This is a genomic window from Streptomyces sp. TRM68416 (assembly GCF_014596915.1).
Classification (GTDB): Bacteria; Actinomycetota; Actinomycetes; order Streptomycetales; family Streptomycetaceae; genus Streptomyces.
On record NZ_JACVWU010000028.1, the window covers coordinates 1 to 16,736 of the forward strand.

The window sequence follows — 16,736 nt, forward strand, 5'->3', positions numbered from 1 at the left end:
AGAGAAGAGGGCGCCCGATCCGGCCGCGGGCCGGGGTGTGGGGCCGGCTGCACGAGGCGGTGCTGCACCGACTCGATGACGCCGGCCCCATCGACGTCCCGCTCGTGGTCCTCGGCTCCGCTCGGCCGAACGTGGTGGTGGCATGCCGTCGGTCGAGGACAACCGGCGGATGACCGAGGGGCAGCGCGCTGCGCCGGCAGCGGCCTTCCAGGCTCCCCGGGCTCCGCCTGATCCGCCCCGGCACCGCGGCCGGCGTGCGCCGCGGCCACAGCGGTCTCCGCGTACGGCAGCCGACCGCAGGAAATGGCCGGTCGACTGCCCGCAGGGTCAAGCCGGTCGGATCAACGCGGGCCGGACAGGACGTGAGCGGTGCCGGGGAGGCTCTTTGTGGTTGCGGACGCGGTCTTCTTCGTCTTCTTCGGGGTGGCGGTGACCATGGCAGCGCCGCCCTTGCAGTGCTCGGCCTTCTCCGCCGCGGTCATGGGACGGGCGACCCAGTCGACGACGCCCATCTCCTGCGGGACGGGACCGGTGGCGGTGAAGTCACGGACGTACCAGATGTAGTGACCCCATTTTCGGTCCTTGTACGTCACCGTGTACTCACCCCCCGCGGTCTGCATCTTGGTGTTCCGGTTGACCCAGCCGACCTCCCCGGCCGGGACGGTGAGGTCCGTCTCGTCGGTGACCCTGGTCTCCCAGCTCCACTCGTGTCCGTAGGTGGTCTTGAAGCTGAGGCTGTACTCCGCGCCGGTCAGGGAACTTCCGATCTTGTAGGTGGCTCCCAGTTCGACGCTGAGCGAGTTCTTGCCGCCGGTCGCGTCCGTCCAGGTCATCTTCTTCACCTGCTCGATGCTGGTGCAGTTGTACGCGCGGGCCACCTCGTGCGCCCCGCCGTAGCTGTAGGTGACGTCGCCCTTGTGCTCGAACTTGCAGGTGGCGATCTTCTTGTCGCAGTCCTCGAAGAGCTGGGCGGCGGTCGGCGCTTCCGCGTAGTTCCACTGGATCGAGCTGGTGCGGTTGTCCAGCCCGTCCCCGACCGCGAGCTGACCGCCGATCTGCCAGCTGGTGGAGTCGCCCTTCAGTCCGGGGTCGGCGAAGTGCCTGGCCTGGCAGTCGTTGAAGGTCTGGTACGAGCTGATGGCGTCGTCGAACTCGGCGGGCACCTGGTCGACCTGGAAACCCGGCCCGTCGGGGGTGCACTTGCTGTCGGCGGTGAAGCTCATGGACTTGCCCTGGTGGTCCGCGTCCAGGTACTCGGTGCCGATGACGACGGACGACTCCTCATCGTCCTCCTGCTCCGCGGCGGTGCCGGCGACGTCGATCCTCTTCTGGAAGGCCGGGCTGGCGGCGGCTGTGCGGACGTCCAGGGGAGCGTCCTTGACCCGGCCGTCGGTGGCTGCCGCGATGGCCGCCCGGTAGGTCGGGAAGCATCGGACGGGACCGCCGGATATGTCGACGGTGCAGTGTGATCCGGCTGCCTCGGGACCGGGCTCGGTGGTGGTGGCCAACGCGGTGATCGGCACGGTCAGGGCCAGCACGCCGGTGCCCGCCGCCACGATGATCACGGTCTTCTTGGTACGGCTCTTCATGCGGTGCTTCATCTGCGGTTTGCCTCTTCGGGGCCAGGAGTCGCCGGCCAGCCGCACGAGCAATGACTGGGCCAGTGCTTACGGGCAGGGAGGCTAGTCCAGCGCATCACGAGGCTTCCGGGGCTTGAGGGAGATCTGAGGTGCCTGGTGCCAAGTCGGCGCGGCCGTCGCCGAGTTCGGGCCCGGGCCGCCACGATGACCACGTCCGATCCAGGGGACCTGACTGCGTTGCGCCGGAGGGGCCGCTGCGATCACAGAAGGCGCGCAACGCGGGACGCCGACGCCCAGGCCGGTGCGGTCCTGGAGGTAGCGACCCAGGTCGAGGAGTCCCCACAGGATCAGCCCGCCCGCCACACGACGGTGAAGACGACGTCGCCCGTGCGCTGCCGAGCGGCGTCCACGACCAGCGGCCGGTCGTCCCGGCCGAGCACACGGCCCGCCCGGTTCAGCCCCCGCCCGAGTGGGCGCAGTGCCCGGCCGAGCAGTTGCGGCCAGTGCGAGAGGCGCAGGAAGTCCAGGACGTACGACCGCTGTGCCTCGCCGGCCTCGGACTGCTCGTTCTTGAACTTCTCCGCCCATGCCGTCAGGGGCCGCCAGAACAGGAAGTTCACGCCGATCACCATGACGGCCATGGTGAGGATGGCCCAGCCGACCTTGCCCGGGTCGCCGTCGGTGATCGCGGCACCGGCGTAGGAGCCGACGCCGGGCAGCGCGTACTGCTGGTTGGTGACGCTGATCGCCGCCGAGGCGACCAGGAAGAACCAGCCGCCGCCGAAGCTCATCATCCCGTTCCAGACCAGGCCGATCATTCCGGCCGGGACCTCGACCTTCCAGAAGCGCATCCACCGGGTGAACCCGAACGACCGTGACAGCTGCGGTGCAGGTGGCCGGACGACGGGAGACGCTGGTGCCGTGAATCAGGTTCAGGAGGTCGTGAGGCTGGTCGGCGGTGTGCTGGGCCGCGATGTCATCGGCACCTGCCTCCACGGCTCCTCCGTGCTCGGCGGACTCAGACCGGCCAGCGACCTGGACGTGCTGGTCGTGTCCCGGCGGCGGATGAGCGAGCAGGAGCGACGGGCACTGCTCGGTGGACTGCTGCGGATCTCCGGCTCCCGGAACGAGGTCCGCCCGGTCGAGCTCACCGTGGTCGTCCAGTCCGAGGTCCGGCCCTGGCGGTACCCGCCGACCGGCGACTTCCTCTACGGCGAGTGGCTGCGCGCCGATTACGAGGCCGGGAAGGTCCCCCAGCCGGAGCCGATGCCGGACCTGGCCCTGCTGATCAGCATGGCGCTGACCGGAGACCACCCCCTCACCGGCCCGCGCCCGGCGCGGATCCTCGACCCGGTTCCGCAGGCCGACCTGGTCCGGGCGAGCGTGGCCGGTGTCCCCGGCCTGCTCGACGGTCTGGACAGCGACACCCGCAACGTCCTGCTGACCTTCGCCCGCATCTGGACCACGCTCGCCACCGGCCGGATCACGTCGAAGGACGCCGCCGCCGACTGGGCCCTCGCCCGGCTCCCGCCCGAACTCCGCCCCGTCCTCGAACACGCCAGGCGGCTCTATCTCGACTGCCCCTACTCCGAGGAGAGTTGGAGCGACGCACTGCGGGCGCAGGTGCGTCCGCACGTGGACCGCGTGCTCGCCGAGATCGACCACCTGCTCACCCGCACCCCGCGGAGGTGAGGGCCGCTCCCGCACCGTGCCGCCTGCGCGATGACGCAGCAGCGCGGCGCGGTAGCGCCCCGTCCCTCCTCCTGGGACGCCGCCGCGGCGGGCGATCCAGGAGGCGGTGGAGTCGTCGGTGCGGGTCGGCCGTCAGACGGCGACCGGCGCCGTGTTCCGTCCGCCCGCGGCCTGCTGGTCGCTGAGCGCGGCGAGGTACCGCTCCGCGTCGATGGCCGCCTGGCAGCCGCTGCCGGCGGCGGTGATGGCCTGGCGGTAGGTGTGGTCGACGACGTCTCCCGCGGCGAAGACGCCCGGGATGTTGGTACGGGTCGACGGCGAGTCGACCTTCAGATAGCCCTCGTCGTCCAATGCCAGCTGGCCGGCGAAGAGTTCGGTGCGCGGGTCGTGGCCGATGGCGATGAACAGCCCGGTCACGTCCAGGTCGCGGGTCTCGCCCGTGGCGGTGTCGCGCAGCACGACACCCGCGAGCATCCCGTTCGCCTCCTTGATCTCGGCGATCTCGCTGTCGTACGCGAAGGAGATCTTCTCGTCGGCCCGGGCGCGGTTCTGCATGACCTTCGAGGCGCGCAGGGTGCCGCGGCGGTGGACGACGGTCACCGAGCGGGCGAATCGGGTGAGGAAGGTGGCCTCTTCCATGGCGGTGTCGCCGCCGCCGACCACGGCGATGTCGCGGTCGCGGAAGAAGAAGCCGTCGCAGGTCGCGCACCAGGACACGCCGCGTCCGGACAGCTCCTCCTCCCGCGGCAGGCCGAGCTTGCGGTAGCCGGAACCGGTCGCGACGATCACGGTCCTCGCGCGGTGGACGGTGCCCGCCGAGTCGGTGAGCAGCTTGATGTCGCCGGTGAGGTCGACCTCGACGATGTCGTCGTCGACCATTTCGGCGCCGAACCTCTCGGCCTGGGCGCGCATGTTGAGCATCAGGTCCGGGCCGTCGACGCCTTCGGGGAAGCCCGGGAAGTTCTCCACCTCGGTGGTCGTGGTCAGCGACCCGCCCACGAAGATCGAGCTGCCGAACAGCAACGGCTTGAGCTGGGCGCGGGCGGTGTAGAGGGCGACGGTGTATCCGGCGGGGCCGGAGCCGATGATGACGACCTCGCGTATCGCGCTCACTTGGCCGCTTCCGGAGCGATCTCGGCGATCAGGCCCTCGACCAGGACCCTGATCTCGTCACGGATCGGACGGACGGCCTCGACGCCCTGCCCGGCCGGGTCGTCGAGCTTCCAGTCGAGGTAGCGCTTGCCGGGGAAGACCGGGCAGGTGTCGCCGCAGCCCATGGTGATGCAGACGTCCGATTCCCGTACGGCGTCCACGGTGAGGATCTTCGGCACCTCGGCGGAGATGTCGATGCCCACCTCGGCCATGGCCTCGACCGCGGCCGGGTTCACGGCGTCGCCGGGCGCGGAGCCGGCCGAACGGACCTCGACGCGGTCACCCGCCAGGTGGGACAGCCAGGCGGCGGCCATCTGCGAGCGGCCGGCGTTGTGGACGCACACGAACAGGACGGAGGGCTTCTCGGGCATCGGAAGGTCTCTCTTGTCTCGCGACGAATACGGGTGACGAGCCGAATGAGGCATGCGATCAGGCCGCGCGCCGGCACTGCAACCCATCAGCACCCGGTGGTGTCAGCCACCACTGATGTGAGAGTATCAGTCCATGATGACGTCAGTCGACACTGATCTGATCCGCGCTCTGGCCGACCCGCTCAGGCTGCAGATCGTGACCCTGCTGGCCCGCGAGACCCTCTGCACCACCCACCTCGTGGAGGAGACCGGTGCCCGCCAGACCAACCTCTCCAATCACCTGAGAGTGCTGCGCGAGGCCGGAGTGGTGGAGACCGAGCCCTGCGGCCGCTTCACCTACTACAAGCTCAGGCCCGACGTCGTCGCCACGCTCGCCGGCCAGTTCGCCGATCTGGCCGAGTCCGCCCGTCATGCCGCCGACAACAAGAGGGCCTGCCCGTGACCCGCACCGAACCATCCGCGACCACAAGCGCCGAGGAGTCCTCGGTCGTCGCGAAGCTGTCGACGCTCGACCGCTTCCTCGCCGTCTGGATCCTGCTCGCCATGGCGCTCGGCCTCGGTCTCGGCCGCCTGGTCCCGGGCCTGAACGACGCGCTGGCGAAGGTCGAGATCGGCGGTATCTCGCTGCCCATCGCGGTCGGCCTGTTGATCATGATGTATCCGGTCCTCGCGAAGGTCCGCTACGACAGGCTCGACGCCGTGACCGGCGACCGCCGTCTGATGATCTCGTCGCTGGTCATCAACTGGGTGCTCGGCCCGGCGGTGATGTTCGCCCTCGCCTGGATCTTCCTGGCCGACCTGCCCGAGTACCGCACGGGCCTCATCATCGTGGGACTCGCCCGCTGCATCGCCATGGTCATCATCTGGAACGACCTCGCCTGCGGCGACCGGGAGGCCGCCGCCGTGCTCGTGGCCCTCAACTCGGTCTTCCAAGTGCTGGCGTTCGGCCTGCTCGGCTGGTTCTACCTCGACATCCTTCCCGGCCTGCTCGGCCTGGGAGAGGGCGAGCACCTCGACATCTCCATGGGCAAGATCGCCCTGAACGTGGTCATCTTCCTGGGCGTCCCGCTGCTGGCCGGCTTCCTCACCCGCCGCATCGGCGAGAAGAAGTCGGGCCGCGAGGCGTACGAGGCCAAGTTCCTGCCGAGGATCGGTCCCTGGGCGCTGTACGGCCTGCTCTTCACGATCGTCATCCTCTTCGCCCTGCAGGGGAAGACGATCACCTCGCAGCCGGTCGACGTCATCCGGATCGCGCTGCCGCTGCTGGTGTACTTCGCGGTCATGTGGTTCGGCACGTTCCTGCTCGGCAAGGCGATCGGCCTGAACTACGAGCGCACCACGACCCTCGCGTTCACCGCGGCCGGCAACAACTTCGAGCTGGCGATCGCGGTCGCCATCGCCACCTTCGGCGTCACGTCCGGCCAGGCGCTCTCGGGCGTCGTCGGTCCGCTGATCGAAGTGCCGGTCCTGGTCGCCCTGGTGTACGTCTCGCTGGCCTGGCGCAAGAAGTTCGCGGCGGCCCCGTGACGTCGACCGCGGACGTGGTGGTGATCGGTGGCGGCCAGGCCGGGCTCGCCGCCGGTTACCACCTGCGCCGGCTCGGCGTGGACTTCGTCGTCCTCGACGCACAGTCCACGCCGGGCGGCGCCTGGCAGCACACCTGGGACTCGCTGCGTCTGTTCTCCCCGGCCGCGTACTCCTCCCTGCCGGGGTGGCTCATGCCCGCGCAGACAGGCGAGACGTATCCGGACGCGGCCCATGTGGTCGCGTATCTCGGCGACTACGAGAAGCGGTACGGGCTGCCGGTGCGGCGTCCCGTGCGGGTCGGGGGAGTTCACCGCGACGGAGCCCGTCTGCGCGTCGAGACCGACTCCGGCGTATGGCGGACCCGTGCGGTCATCAGCGCCACCGGCACCTGGTGGCGGCCGTTCCTGCCCTCCGTCGCGGGCAGGTTCGACGGCCGGCAACTGCACACGGTGCACTACCGCGGCCCGTCCGACTTCGCCGGTCAACGGGTGATCGTGGTGGGTGGCGGCAACTCCGGCGCCCAGATCGCCGCCGACCTCGCGTACGACACCGAGCCGACCTGGGTCACCCGGCGCCCGCCCCGCTTCCTGGCCGACGACATCGACGGCCGCGCGCTCTTCGACGCAGCGACCGCACGACGCCGGGCACTTGAGCAGGGACGCCCGGATTCGGGCGGAGTCGCCTCCCTCGGCGACATCGTCGTCGTGCCGCCGGTGCGCGAGGCCCGTGACCGTGGCCTGCTGAAGGCGTCGCCCCTGTTCGACCGGCTCACGGCGGACGGCGTCCAGTGGTCCGACGGCACCCGGGCCCGGGCCGATGCGATCATCTGGTGCACCGGCTTCCGCCCGGCGCTCTCCCACCTCGCGCCCCTGGGCCTGCGCGGAGTGCGCGGCCGTATCCCCACCGAGGGCACCCGCGCCGTCGCCGAGCCCCGACTCCACCTGCTCGGCTACGGCGACTGGACCGGACCGGCCTCCGCCACTCTCATCGGTGTGGGCCGGACGGCGCGCGACGCCGCCCGCGAGATCGCGGGGCTCCTCGGCCGCTGAGCCTCAGCGCCTCGGCCGCCGGGCACAGCCCCGACCCGGTCCAAGCCCCATGCCGCGGCTGCCCGGAGCACGAGGTGCTCCGGGCAGCCGGCACAGTGGTCACCCTCCGCAAGCGCCGGGCTACCCCCTCCGCGGCGACTGCGCGGCCTCGGCGGCCTCGGCCTTGGCGTCGCTCACCGCGGCGGCGGCCTGCTTCTCGGCCTCGTCGGCGGCCGTGGCGGCGTCGAGCGACATCATCGAACCCGCCTCCAGTTGCGGGCTCCGGCCTTCGGCCGGGGTGTCGGCGGCGGTTTCCTGCTCGGGTTGTGCGGCCTCGGACGAACCGGCCGCCGAGTGGTCGCCGAACGCGGTGGTGACGGTCCGAATCGCCTCGGTCAGCTCGCCCGGGATCACCCAGAACGTGTTGTTGTCGCTGCTCGCGAGGTGCGGGAGCGTCTCGAGGTACTTGTAGGCCAGGATCTTGGCGTCGGCGTTGTTGCGGTGGACGGCCTGGAAGACCAGCTCCACCGCCTTCGCCTCGCCGTCCGCGCGCAGGATCATGGCCTGCTGCGTGCCCTGGGCCTCCAGGATGTCCTTCTGCTTCGTGCCTTCCGCGGTGAGGATCTTGGCCTGCCGCTCTCCTTCGGCGTGCAGGATGGCCGCGCGCTTGTCACGTTCGGCCCGCATCTGCTTCTCCATCGCTTCCTTGATGGTGTGCGGCGGGTCGATGGCCTTGATCTCGACGCGGTTGACCCTGATGCCCCACTTGCCGGTGGCGTCGTCGAGGACGGCACGGAGCCGGGAGTTGATCTCCTCACGGGAGGTGAGCGTCTCCTCCAGGTCCATGCTGCCGATGACATTGCGCAGCGTGGTCACGGTGAGCTGGTCTATCGCCTGCAGGTAGTCGGCGACCTCGTAGGCCGCCGCCCTCGGGTCCGTGATCTGGTAGTAGAGCACGGTGTCGATGTTCACCACGAGGTTGTCCTCGGTGATCACCGGCCGGGGATCGGAGGAGTACACCTGTTCGCGTACGTCGAGTTTGGTGTTGATGCGGTCCGCGACGGGCAGAACGAAATTCAGCCCGGGTTGCAGCGTCCGGCGATAGCGCCCGAACCGCTCGATGTTGTAGCGGCGTGCCTGCGGCACGATCCGCACGGTGGAGGCCATGAGGAAGACGACAACGATCGCCGCCACAAGAATGGGGATGACCACGGGATCCACGGTGCCTCCGTCGGTATGCGTTCAGCCGTTCATGGAAGAAGTTCGCGGGGGTAGACAATGGCCGTGGCGCCTTCGATCTCCATGACCTCCACCAGCGCTCCCACCGGTATGACCAGGCTCTCGTCGAGGGCCCGTGCGGACCACTCCTCACCGGAGAGCTTGATCAGACCGTGGGTCGCGGTGACCTCCTGCACCACCTCGGCCCGCTTGCCGATCAGCGCATCGCTGCCCTCTCGGGTGAGGGGCTGCTGTGCCATCTGCCGCAGGGCGATGGGCCGGACGATGACGAGACCGGCGGCCGCCGCCAGGCCGAGGGCCACGAGCTGGCCGAGCAGGCCGATGCCCACACCGGCCACCACAGCGGCGACCAGGGCGGCACCCGCCAGCAGACCGAAGACCAATGTCAGGGTGAAGAACTCCGCGACGCCCAACCCTGCGGCGGCGAGCAGCCATACGAACCACGGCATCCGATCGCCCTCCTTCGGCGCCTCCTCCACCCAAGCTACCTCTCGGAGAGCCGGACAGGACAGGCACGACAGCTGTAGTTACCGACAGCCGGAAGACCTGTCCCTTTCCGGGTTCTCCCACGGAATCGGGTACCACGTCCCGTCTGCCTCCGCACCACCATCCTGACGCGTCCCTGACGGCCGGCGCATTGCCGTGGACCGGCAATCTTCAGCGGCTGTGAGTGCCGGTCGGTGATACAACGGCCGGTTCAGAGAGGGGCGGCTGTTGCGTCCGGCGCGCCAAACCCATCGGTTCACGCCAGACCGGCAGCCCCCGTGACTGCTTCTTGACCTTGTTTTGGCGTTCTCCATACGGCATCTTTACTGGTCGGGTGCGCCGGGAAGTCTGGTCGGCAACTCCGGTGTCATTGCCGGAGTTCAATCGTCGTCAATCGAAGTGGGGGCCATGCTCCAGCGCATCGCCAAGGAAGCTCTGTCCGGCCTGACCGTCGCCATCGTGGCATTGCCGCTGGCCATAGCCTTCGGCATCACTGCGACCGGCACCTCCGAGGGTGCGCTGGTCGGACTGTTCGGCGCGATCTTCGCCGGGTTCTTCGCGGCTCTGTTCGGCGGTACGCCGGGGCAGGTCACGGGTCCCACCGGCCCCATCACCGTCGTCGCCACCGGAGTGATCGCCTCGCACGGCCTTGAGGGCGCGTTCCTGGCGTTCATCATGGCCGGCGCGTTCCAGATCCTGTTCGGCCTGTGCCGGCTGGGCTCGCTGATCCGCTTCATACCCCACCCCGTGGTGTCCGGCTTCATGGGCGGCATCGCGCTCATCATCATCCTGGGCGAGCTGGACCAGGTGGAGCAGAGCTTCCTGGTGGTGGCGCTGACGGTCGGGCTGATGCTCGGGTCCGCCCGTGTGATCAAGTCGGTGCCGGCCAGTCTGATCGCCCTCGTGCTGATGACCGTGATCCTGCGGTTCGGCGAATCGCTGCTGCGGGACGTGCGCCTCGGGCCGGTGCCGCTCAACGAGACGATCGACTACATAGGCAAGATCCCGGAGTCCATACCCACGCTGTCCCTCCCGGACGCCGACGGGTCGATGTTCGTCACCCTGCTGCTGCCCGCCCTCGCCATCGCGCTTCTCGGCTCCATCGACTCGCTGCTGACCTCGGTCGTCATGGACAACATCACCGGCTCCCGGCACCAGAGCAACAAGGAGCTCATCGGCCAGGGCATCGGCAACGCGATGAGCGGCCTGTTCGGCGGACTCGCCAGCGCCGGCGCCACCGTGCGCTCCGTGGTCAACGTCAGGAGCGGCGGCCGCACCTGGATCTCGGCCGCCACCCACAGTGTGATCCTCCTCGTCCTGGTGGTCGGCCTCGGGGCCGCCGTCCAGTACATCCCCCTTGCCGTCCTGTCGGGCATCCTGATCCTGACCGCCATCGGCATGTTCGACTGGGAGGGTCTGCGCAAGGCGCATGTCTCGCCCAAGGGTGATGTCGCCGTGATGTTCGTGACGATGATCGTCACCGTGCTGGTCGACCTCACCGTGGCCGTGGCCGCCGGCGTCGGCCTCGCACTCGCCCTGCACGCGGTGCAGTCCCGCCGCGCCAAGGCCTCGGTCGCCCAGGACGACACCACGACGTACAGCATCGAAGGGCCTCTGTCGTTCCTCTCGGTCGACCGCGTCTTCACCACGCTGCGCGGCGACCACTCCGACCTGTCGGTGAGCCTCAAGGACGTGACCTACATCGATCTGTCCGGCACGAAGGCCCTGCTCACCTTCATAGACCACTCGCACGAGCGCGGGGTCACCCTCGGTCTCAGGGATCTCCCACCCCACGTCGAGAACCAGCTCGTCGCCCTCGCGGACGACAGCCAGCGCGACAAACTCAAGGCCGTCGGCGTCAAGGCCTAGCAACGGCACGCCGCCACCGCCCCGCCGCACGGCTCGGGGCGGTGGCCACTGCCGCGACCGCGGTGGCCACGCGGCGCTGCGAAGGCCGCTGCCTGCGGGCCCTGTCACGAGGACCCTGCTCAGAGCCCGCCATGGCGTTGCCGATGACCAGGTGTGCCCGGCGTGCGCTGACTCACTGCGATCACGATGATGCCGGTGACCATGAGCGCACTGCCGGTCAGGGTCCCCCACTGCCGGATGTCGAGGTCGTCGGCCATCAACCCGAAGAGCGCCTGACAGCAAAGGGCGATGGCCATCACCAGCTGCCCCCAGCCGTAGACCCGCGGGCGGCGGATGTGTTTCCGGTTCGTGGGAAGCACCCGTCCGCGGGTCACCGCCGCTGCCCCCGAGGCGGCGATGAGCAGCGCCGGCACGACGACCGGTATGCCGAGGTAGAGCCTCATGTCCCCTCCCTGCGCGCCGGGCCCACGCCGGACACCGCGTGATCATGACGCCCCCTGTGTCACGCGTCCAAGAGCTTCCGTCCGGGATCCCGGAACGCATCGACAAGGGCGGCGGTCCGGGTGACGTTGCGCGCAAGGCACCTGGCAGGCGTTCTTGCCGCGGCCCCGCGGGAACACCGCAGGGTCAGTCGTCCAGAGCGTTCAGTACGTCGCCCAGGTCGAGGAACTTGAATCCGGTGGTGTCGCGGTCCTGGTCCTGGGGGGTCTCCTGGCCGTCCTGGACGACGAGGAGGCCGTTGGGGTAGCGGCGGCCGAGGGGGGCGTTGAGGGCCGCGGCCCCGTCGCACTCCTCGGAGCCGTCGAGGGTGGCGGAGGCGGCCGTGACGCGGAAGCCGCCCTCGTACTCGTTGTCGTCGGAAAGCTCGCGGTCGTAGGCGGCGAAGGAATTGTCGCCCTGGCTGGAGGCGAGGAGGTAGCCGTCGCCGTCGTCCTCGGGGATCAGGGTCAGGCCCTCGACGTCGGCGGAGATGCGGGTGCCGCCGTAGCCGGGGTCGGCGCCCGGGGTGCACTCCTCGGTGGCCTCGTCGTAGGTGCCGGGCACGCCGTACTCACGGACCTTGTCGATCAGCCGGGGCGTGCCGGTGAGGTCGGCGCGCATCCGCCAGATGCCGACGTCCTCCTGGCCGGCGTAGAGCATGCCGTTGGCGGGGTCGACCACCATGCCCTCCACCTGGGGCAGTTCGCCGGGTTCCAGGCACGGGGTCCACGCGCGGCCGTCGGGGAGGCGGAAGGACGAGGGCAGGTCGAGGGTGCGGATCTCGCGGTAGGTGACCTTGCCGGAGCCGCTCGGAAGGAGTTCGAGGAGCGCGACGGTCGTCGTCTCGCGGCGGCTGACCAGCGCGTAGGAGCGGCCGCGGTGGGTCCAGGTGGCCAGGCCGTACGCGGTGCGCTGGTCGTTGATCTCCTCCTGGTCGGCGGAGAAGACGGGCGGTACGGACGGGTCGGTGACGTCGGTGAGCGGGCCGCCGGCGCGGTCGCGGTCGATGCGGTAGAAGCGGAGGCGGTCGTTGCCGCGGTCGCTGACCACGGCGAGGTCGGTGCGGCCGGTGGACAGTTTCAGGCCGTGCACGAGGTCGACGTTGTTGAAACGGCCGGGGGCGTCCGCGGAGGTCGGGCCGGCCGGAGCGGGGATCGACTGGATCTGGCGCGCGGCGAGGTCGTAGACGCGCAGGCCGCCCTTCTTGGCCGTCGCGACGACCAGGCTGCGGCCCGGGTCGGCGGCGTTGCGCCAGATCGCCGGGTCGTCCGCGTCGGCGTTGCCGCCCGCCTTGTCGTCGTGGAGTGCCGCCGTCTCGGCCCGGGGTGTGATCGCGGCCAGTTCGTCCGAGGCGTGCGCCTGGGCGGGCAGCGTCATGGCGAGGGCCACCGTGGTGGCCGTCATCAGGAAGACGTGCGGTCGGCGGATACGGGACTCGAACACGCGGAACGCTCCTTCGGTCATGATCGGATGCGTTCGCAGCCTGTCGACCTCGTGTGAAGACTCGGCGTCGGCTGTCGACCCACGGATGGCCGTGGCATGAACACTACATAACGGACGACGCCGGCCGCGAGGCGAGCCCCGCGGCCGGCCGTGGCGCGCGCTCGTCCATGTTCTTCACGCGCGCTCTCCCCCATGCGACAGCGAGCGGCACCGGTCATGCGCCGCCCCCTGATCCAGCCTCGCCGCACGTCCGCCGGGAGGGGGCGGGAACTCACCAACGGGTGGAGGCTCTTACGTGCGTTCGGAACTAGGGCCTGCGGCGACCGCGCCGGGGGCTTCCTCGGTCACGCCGTTCAGCTCCGAGTCGGGATCGGAGCCGTAGGGGCGGGTGAGGACCTCCATGCCGTGTCCGGCCGGATCCTTGAAGTACACGCCCCGGCCGCCGTCGTTGCGGTTGATGCGGCCCGGGAAACGGGCGTGCGGGTCGGCCTGGATGGGCACGCGGGCCGCGACCAGCCGGGCCAGGATCGGGTCGAACTCCTCCTCTGAGACGAGGAAGGCGTAGTGCTGGACGGGAATCTCGATGTCGACGGTCGCGAAGTCGAGCGTGACGCCGTTCGTGGTACGGACGGGCAGGAAGGGTTCGGCGGGCTCGCCGACCTCCAGTCCCAGGATCTCGGCGAGGAAACGGGCCGACTTCTCACGGTCGTGGGCGAGGACGACGGTGTGATTGAACTCAACGGACAAGGTGAATGCCTCCACGGGCATCTCCGCGGAACCTCCATGCCTCACCCGGACGGTGACCGACACGCGATGCCGCGGCGATGATCCTAAGCACCCCTGCGCGCGCGTGTCGAAGGTTTTTGCGGCACGTGCCGGAGACCGGCTTCGAGGTCGTCGAGCGCTCTGCGCGCGGCGGCGATGCGGGCGCTCAGCTCCCGCCCGTGGTCACACCCGCCCGCCGCCGAGAGCGGCCCGGGCGGGCGCCGGTCCTCGACCCGCTCGCGCTCCAGTTCACGGGCCTCCTCCAGGGAGCTGATGACGACACCGATGAGGACGTTCACCAGCACGAAGGAGGCGATCAGGACGTAGGAGACGTAGTAGAGCAGGCTCCAGCGCGATATGCCCAGACCGGCGTGGACCGCGTCGCCGAGGCCGTCCAGGGTCATCAGCAGGAAGAGGGTGAGGACCGCGCGGCCGATCGAACCGTACTGCTCGGGATCGGCGTCGCCGAAGAAGAGCCAGCCCACCATGGCGTAGACGTAGAGCAGCAGCGCGCCGACGAGCAGAAAGCTGACGGTGCCCGGCAGGCTCCGGGCCACCGCGACCATGACGATGCGCAGTTGGGGCAGGAACCGGGCGGTGCGCAGGACGCGGGCCAGGCGCAGCAGCCGCAGGACGGTGGTGTTCTCCCGGACGAGCGGCAGGAACGCGCAGACCACGACGGCCAGATCGAAGATGTTCCACGGGTCGCGGAAGAAGTCCCGGGGCCGGTCGGCGTGAGCGCACATCCGCAGCACGATCTCCACCGTGAAAGCGGCCAGGCAGACGTGCTCGGCGGCCCGCAGCCCCGTCTGCCACTCCTGCGCCATCCCCCGGTACGTCTCGGCGCCCAGCAGCGCGGCGTTCACAAGGATCAGCGCCAGCACGCCGAGAGCGAACCAACGGGCCTGAGTAACGGCCCGGGCCCACTCCGCCAACGCTCGGCGGGCGGGCCCCGGCCCGTGTTCCATGAAGGTCATCCCGCTGTATCTGCTCCGGCCTGCGGCGGGCTATGCCAGGTGGCCGGGGTGAGAGAGGGGAGCAGATGTGCGAACCGGGCGGGCCCCGTCGCCGTGCAACCCCCTCGCAACCTCCCGCGTGCCACCGTGCACCCCATGTATGAGGAACTCCCGCGCGTCGAACTCACCCCCGCCGCCGCCGATCTGGTGCGGCAGCTGTACGCCGCGCACGGCCCGCTGATGTTCCACCAGTCCGGCGGCTGCTGCGACGGCAGCGCCCCCATGTGCTACCCGGCGGGCGAGTTCCGCACCGGCGACTCGGACGTGCTGCTCGCGGAGCTGTACGTCGCCGACGTGGCGGAACCGGTGTCCTTCTGGATGGCCCGCACCCAGTACGAGGCTTGGAGTCACACCCGCCTGATCGTCGACGTCGTCGAGGGCCGGGGCAGCGGCTTCTCCCTGGAGGCACCCGAGGGGGTGCGTTTCCTCACCCGTTCTCGTGTAGTCGGCGGCTAGCAGCCCCACGGCACCCGGCCGTCTGGCGTACTTCCCCTGAGTCCTGGGACAGTTGACGCGACATCAGGGGGTGCGGTGACGCTTCGTCAAAAGCGGTGGGCGACGGGCAGAACGGTACTGACGTTTCTCACGGCACTCGGAGCGGTGGCCGGCGCGGGCCTGGTGGGGGCGGCGCCGGCCGACGCCGCTCCGGGCGGCACGCGGGTGGCGCCGGGTGTGGTGTACGAGCGGTTCGACATCCCGGGCGCGGCCGGGCCCGCCCGCGGCCATCTGCTCCGCGTCGACCTCGGCGATCCGCGCGTCACCCTGGATCTGCTGCACCCGGGGGCGGTGGCCGCGCGGGCGCCGGTCTCCCGGCTTGCCGACGCCCAGGGCGCGGTGGCGGGTGTCAACGGCGACTTCTTCAACATCAGCGAGGCCCAGCACCCGGGCGTCGAGGCAACCGGCGCGAGCGTCGGGCCGGCGGTCGCGGCCGGCCTGGCCCTGAAGGCGGCGGTGCCGAACGGCCAGCGCTTCGGGCCCGCCCTGCCGCCCGGCACCGACACCGAGGACGTCATCGGCATGGGCGTCGACCGCCGGGTCCGGCTGGACGGGCTGACGCTGGCCGGCCAGGTCCGTACCCGCACCGGGTTCCTCAGACTCCGCGGGCTCAACCAGTACGCACTGCCGGTGGGCTCCGTCGGGGCGTTCACCTCCGCGTGGGGCGCGGCCTCCCGGGTGCGCGCCACCTGCGGCACCGACACCGACCGGGCCGCCCCGTGCAGCACCGACACGCATGAGGTGACCATCCGCGGCGGCCGTGTGGTGGCGAGGGCGGACACCCCGGGCGGCGGCGCCGTCGAGCCGGGCACCACCGTGCTGGTGGGCCGGGAGGCGGGGGCCCAGGAGCTGCGGAAGTTCGCCCTGGGACAGCGGGTGTCGGTACGGCACCGGCTGGTGGCGTCGGACGCGCGGGTGCCCTACCGGTTCGCGGTCGGCGGCTACCCGGTGCTGGCCGGCGGGGTGCCGCTGCCCGGCCTGGACGACAGGACGTCGGCCGTGCGCACCGCCGTGGGCGTCTCGGGCGGCGGGAGACGGGTGCTGCTGCTGGCACTGGACGGCTCCCCCGCCTACCGCGGCGGTCTGACGATCGCCGAAGTGGCCAGGACCATGCGGTCGTTGGGGGCCGTCGACGCCTTCAGCCTGGACGGCGGCGGTTCCTCGACACTGGTCGCCCGCGCACCGGGCGCCTCCGCGGTGACGGTGCGCAACCATCCGTCGGCCGGCGCCGAGCGCCCGGTCCCCAACGGCATCGGGGTCTTCTCTACGCCCTGAGCGTCACGCGGTGAGGCCGCTGACGTCGACACCGTGAGCCTCACGGTCCGAGGCCGCTGACGATGTCCGCCGTCGCCGTCAGGCCGCTGTGGATGGTGGGCGCGATGCTCGTGCTGGCCAGGTAGAAGCCGAGCAGCGCGCACACCAGGGCGTGGGAGACCTTCAGCCCGCCGTTGCGCAGGAAGATCACCGCCAGGATCAGGAGCAGCATCAGCACAGAGATGGAAATGGCCATCGTCAATCTCCTCCGCCACGCCGCCACGTCCGGTTCACGGCGTTCGGCCGCAAGTGTGGCGTAGCGGAGGGTTCGTCCGTGCG

Annotated in this window: 18 protein-coding genes; 7 read left to right on the forward strand and 11 right to left on the reverse strand. The window is 70.4% G+C overall.

The window, feature by feature from the left end:
• Positions 1-341: 341 nt before the first annotated feature.
• Positions 342-1,589, reverse strand: a complete 1,248-nt coding sequence (locus ICC28_RS33495; protein ID WP_188292561.1) for a hypothetical protein — start codon at positions 1,587-1,589, stop codon at positions 342-344.
• Positions 1,590-1,927: 338 nt separating this feature from the next.
• Positions 1,928-2,431: a hypothetical protein gene (locus ICC28_RS33500; RefSeq protein WP_223190220.1), complete on the reverse strand. Its 504-nt coding sequence runs from the start codon at positions 2,429-2,431 to the stop codon at positions 1,928-1,930.
• A gap of 70 nt (positions 2,432-2,501) precedes the next feature.
• Between ICC28_RS33500 and ICC28_RS33505 the strand changes: the two genes are divergently transcribed.
• Complete coding sequence (locus ICC28_RS33505; RefSeq protein WP_188292562.1) at positions 2,502-3,272, forward strand: aminoglycoside adenylyltransferase family protein; 771 nt, start codon at positions 2,502-2,504, stop codon at positions 3,270-3,272.
• Positions 3,273-3,404: 132 nt separating this feature from the next.
• Here ICC28_RS33505 and trxB read toward each other — a convergent pair whose 3' ends face one another.
• Positions 3,405-4,385 carry a thioredoxin-disulfide reductase gene (trxB, locus tag ICC28_RS33510; protein ID WP_188292563.1) on the reverse strand — a complete coding sequence of 327 codons (981 nt, stop codon included), beginning with the start codon at positions 4,383-4,385 and terminating at the stop codon, positions 3,405-3,407.
• Positions 4,382-4,795 (reverse strand): arsenate reductase ArsC, encoded by a 414-nt coding sequence (locus ICC28_RS33515; RefSeq protein ID WP_188292564.1) that lies wholly within the window; start codon positions 4,793-4,795, stop codon positions 4,382-4,384. Before ICC28_RS33515 ends, trxB begins: the two co-directional genes overlap by 4 nt.
• Positions 4,796-4,928: 133 nt before the next feature.
• On the opposite strand from ICC28_RS33515, the gene ICC28_RS33520 reads away from it, so the two are divergent.
• From ICC28_RS33520 to ICC28_RS33530, 3 genes are read left to right on the forward strand one after another with little or no spacing between them, the layout of a single operon-like run.
• On the forward strand, positions 4,929-5,237 hold the full coding sequence (locus ICC28_RS33520; RefSeq protein WP_188292565.1) for an ArsR/SmtB family transcription factor: 309 nt from the start codon (positions 4,929-4,931) through the stop codon (positions 5,235-5,237).
• On the forward strand, positions 5,234-6,322 hold the full coding sequence (gene arsB, locus ICC28_RS33525; protein ID WP_188292566.1) for an ACR3 family arsenite efflux transporter: 1,089 nt from the start codon (positions 5,234-5,236) through the stop codon (positions 6,320-6,322). The genes ICC28_RS33520 and arsB overlap by 4 nt, the downstream gene beginning before the upstream one ends.
• Entirely contained in the window at positions 6,319-7,371 is a 1,053-nt protein-coding gene (locus ICC28_RS33530; RefSeq protein WP_188292567.1) for an ArsO family NAD(P)H-dependent flavin-containing monooxygenase, read from the forward strand. Before arsB ends, ICC28_RS33530 begins: the two co-directional genes overlap by 4 nt.
• Positions 7,372-7,491: 120 nt before the next feature.
• On the opposite strand, the gene ICC28_RS33535 is transcribed toward ICC28_RS33530, so the two are convergent.
• Positions 7,492-8,571 (reverse strand): SPFH domain-containing protein, encoded by a 1,080-nt coding sequence (locus ICC28_RS33535; protein ID WP_188292568.1) that lies wholly within the window; start codon positions 8,569-8,571, stop codon positions 7,492-7,494.
• A 29-nt stretch (positions 8,572-8,600) separates the two neighbouring features.
• On the reverse strand, positions 8,601-9,038 hold the full coding sequence (locus ICC28_RS33540; protein WP_188292569.1) for an NfeD family protein: 438 nt from the start codon (positions 9,036-9,038) through the stop codon (positions 8,601-8,603).
• A gap of 445 nt (positions 9,039-9,483) precedes the next feature.
• On the opposite strand from ICC28_RS33540, the gene ICC28_RS33545 reads away from it, so the two are divergent.
• A complete protein-coding gene (locus ICC28_RS33545) occupies positions 9,484-10,944 on the forward strand; it encodes a SulP family inorganic anion transporter (RefSeq protein WP_188292570.1) in 1,461 nt (486 codons plus the stop codon).
• 119 nt (positions 10,945-11,063) lie between these two features.
• Here the strand turns inward: ICC28_RS33545 and ICC28_RS33550 are convergent, their stop codons facing one another.
• The 4 genes from ICC28_RS33550 to ICC28_RS33565 all read right to left on the reverse strand — a co-directional run bounded on the left by ICC28_RS33550 (position 11,064) and on the right by ICC28_RS33565 (position 14,609).
• Entirely contained in the window at positions 11,064-11,387 is a 324-nt protein-coding gene (locus tag ICC28_RS33550; protein WP_188292571.1) for a hypothetical protein, read from the reverse strand.
• A 184-nt stretch (positions 11,388-11,571) separates the two neighbouring features.
• Positions 11,572-12,828: a phytase gene (locus tag ICC28_RS33555; RefSeq protein WP_223190227.1), complete on the reverse strand. Its 1,257-nt coding sequence runs from the start codon at positions 12,826-12,828 to the stop codon at positions 11,572-11,574.
• Positions 12,829-13,158: 330 nt separating this feature from the next.
• Positions 13,159-13,614, reverse strand: a complete 456-nt coding sequence (locus tag ICC28_RS33560) for a VOC family protein (RefSeq protein WP_188292669.1) — start codon at positions 13,612-13,614, stop codon at positions 13,159-13,161.
• Positions 13,615-13,697: 83 nt separating this feature from the next.
• Positions 13,698-14,609 carry an ion transporter gene (locus ICC28_RS33565; RefSeq protein ID WP_188292573.1) on the reverse strand — a complete coding sequence of 304 codons (912 nt, stop codon included), beginning with the start codon at positions 14,607-14,609 and terminating at the stop codon, positions 13,698-13,700.
• Between the two features lie 135 nt (positions 14,610-14,744).
• On the opposite strand from ICC28_RS33565, the gene ICC28_RS33570 reads away from it, so the two are divergent.
• The gene (locus tag ICC28_RS33570; protein WP_188292574.1) at positions 14,745-15,104 is read left to right on the forward strand and encodes a DUF779 domain-containing protein; all 360 of its coding nucleotides are present in this window, start codon (positions 14,745-14,747) and stop codon (positions 15,102-15,104) included.
• A gap of 75 nt (positions 15,105-15,179) precedes the next feature.
• A complete protein-coding gene (locus ICC28_RS33575; protein ID WP_188292575.1) occupies positions 15,180-16,418 on the forward strand; it encodes a phosphodiester glycosidase family protein in 1,239 nt (412 codons plus the stop codon).
• 40 nt (positions 16,419-16,458) lie between these two features.
• On the opposite strand, the gene ICC28_RS33580 is transcribed toward ICC28_RS33575, so the two are convergent.
• Complete coding sequence (locus tag ICC28_RS33580) at positions 16,459-16,653, reverse strand: hypothetical protein (RefSeq protein ID WP_188292576.1); 195 nt, start codon at positions 16,651-16,653, stop codon at positions 16,459-16,461.
• Positions 16,654-16,736: the final 83 nt, after the last annotated feature.

Bases quoted from the DNA above. Each gene is read 5' to 3' on its own strand.
- ICC28_RS33495 (WP_188292561.1), bottom strand. From the start codon at position 1,589: ATGAAGAGCCGTACCAAGAAGACCGTGATCATCGTGGCGGCGGGCACC.
- ICC28_RS33500 (WP_223190220.1), bottom strand. From the start codon at position 2,431: ATGCGCTTCTGGAAGGTCGAGGTCCCGGCCGGAATGATCGGCCTGGTC.
- ICC28_RS33515 (WP_188292564.1), bottom strand. From the start codon at position 4,795: ATGCCCGAGAAGCCCTCCGTCCTGTTCGTGTGCGTCCACAACGCCGGC.
- ICC28_RS33520 (WP_188292565.1), top strand. From the start codon at position 4,929: ATGATGACGTCAGTCGACACTGATCTGATCCGCGCTCTGGCCGACCCG.
- ICC28_RS33540 (WP_188292569.1), bottom strand. From the start codon at position 9,038: ATGCCGTGGTTCGTATGGCTGCTCGCCGCCGCAGGGTTGGGCGTCGCG.
- ICC28_RS33545 (WP_188292570.1), top strand. From the start codon at position 9,484: ATGCTCCAGCGCATCGCCAAGGAAGCTCTGTCCGGCCTGACCGTCGCC.
- ICC28_RS33550 (WP_188292571.1), bottom strand. From the start codon at position 11,387: ATGAGGCTCTACCTCGGCATACCGGTCGTCGTGCCGGCGCTGCTCATC.
- ICC28_RS33555 (WP_223190227.1), bottom strand. From the start codon at position 12,828: ATGACGGCCACCACGGTGGCCCTCGCCATGACGCTGCCCGCCCAGGCG.
- ICC28_RS33565 (WP_188292573.1), bottom strand. From the start codon at position 14,609: ATGACCTTCATGGAACACGGGCCGGGGCCCGCCCGCCGAGCGTTGGCG.
- ICC28_RS33570 (WP_188292574.1), top strand. From the start codon at position 14,745: ATGTATGAGGAACTCCCGCGCGTCGAACTCACCCCCGCCGCCGCCGAT.
- ICC28_RS33580 (WP_188292576.1), bottom strand. From the start codon at position 16,653: ATGGCCATTTCCATCTCTGTGCTGATGCTGCTCCTGATCCTGGCGGTG.